The following is a 1,341-nucleotide window of genomic DNA, read 5'->3' as shown; positions in this document are numbered from 1 at the left end:
TTGGCCAAGCAGGCGCATATGCTGGGCGCGTTGGGCCGCTTGCACGGCATCGCCGAGGTGACGCTGATCTTCGGCGCGTTGGGCGAAGTGATGGAAAGGAATAACGTCACCGAGCTCAACAATGGCGAACGCCTGAATCTCACGATGATGAAGGCGCAGCAAAAGGACATGCAAAAGAAGTCGAACGACTACGAGAAGGCTGTCCAGAAGGCGGAGGAGCAGCAAAAGAAGGCCGAGCAGATGCAGAAGACGATGGGCTGCGTCGGCAAGATCCTGGGCTGGGTCGTCACCGCGGTCAGCGTGGCGGCAGCCGCCTTTACGGGCGGCGCCAGCCTCGCGTTGGCGGGCGTAGGCCTTGCGCTTGCGGCGGGCGATGAAATCTGTCACGCGGTCACCGGGAAGTCGTTTATTGACGAAGCGATGAAGCCGATGATGGATGCGGTCGTCAAGCCCATCATGAATTTTGTGTCGAAGGTCGCGACCCAGGCGCTGGAGGCGTGCGGCGTGTCCAAGGAGAAGGCCGAGTTTGCCGGCGCGATTATCGGTGCGGTGGTCACGGGTATCGCGATGGTGGCGGTCGCCGTGGTCGGCGGATCGCTCGTGAAGTCCGTCGCGTCCAAGGTGGCGGGGGTGGTTGCCGAGCAGGTCGCGAAGTTCATGGAGACGTCGCTGGGCAAGATGCTGAAGGAGGCCCTCGCGAATCTGAGCGAGAAAGTAGGTTTTGAGGAGTTCAGCGGCAAGACTGCGGCAGCGATGGGCCGGATGCGCAAGTCGTTGGGCATCACGGACGAGAACGTTGAAAAATTGATGACGCGCGGGCAGCAGGTGAATGTCGCGTTCAACGCGGGCAGCACCGTCGCGCAAGGCACGATGGACGTGCTGACCGCGAAGGCGGAGCTGAATGTCGCGAAGAAGAAGGCGGACCTCAAGATGGCCGAGTTCGATCTGTCGGTGCTCAAGCAACTGATGGACTCGGCCCTGCAGGTGTTCGCAGATCGCAACAAGGCGCTCGCGAGCGTGATGCAGGACATGGTGTCGGCGAACGCGGTTGAATTGACGACGGGACAGGCAATTCTCAAAAACCTGGCGCGATCGGTCTGATCGTTGCTTTGTAATAGATTTGATTCAAGGATAAGACTATGTCGATTGCAGCACAAATCTTCCAGCCGCGCGTTCGTTTTCAACCGTATCCGCCGAATGTTGACGCGACGGCCACTCAGCCTGCGGCTCAGAAAACCCGCGAACAAGCCGCGATGCTGGCCTCGGCGGCAGCTGGCGCCGCGCATCGGGCAACGGGCGGCACCGGAACCGAGTTGGCACGGCCCATCGTGCCGGCATCTG

General features: G+C 61.0%; 2 protein-coding genes. Both read left to right on the top strand.

Translation table 11 applies throughout. The features are described from left to right. Positions 1-1,101, top strand: a 1,101-nt coding sequence (sctE, locus tag WS49_RS16610; protein WP_156441402.1) for a type III secretion system translocon subunit SctE, incomplete at its 5' end; no start/stop codon positions are given. A gap of 38 nt (positions 1,102-1,139) precedes the next feature. Beyond that, positions 1,140-1,341 (top strand): hypothetical protein (locus WS49_RS35050; RefSeq protein WP_156437078.1); only part of this gene is annotated, 202 nt, incomplete at its 3' end.

This window comes from Burkholderia sp. RF7-non_BP4, assembly GCF_001521935.1.
GTDB classification, from domain to species: Bacteria; Pseudomonadota; Gammaproteobacteria; order Burkholderiales; family Burkholderiaceae; genus Burkholderia; species Burkholderia diffusa.
This window is presented reverse-complemented; position numbering and strand designations above follow the sequence as displayed.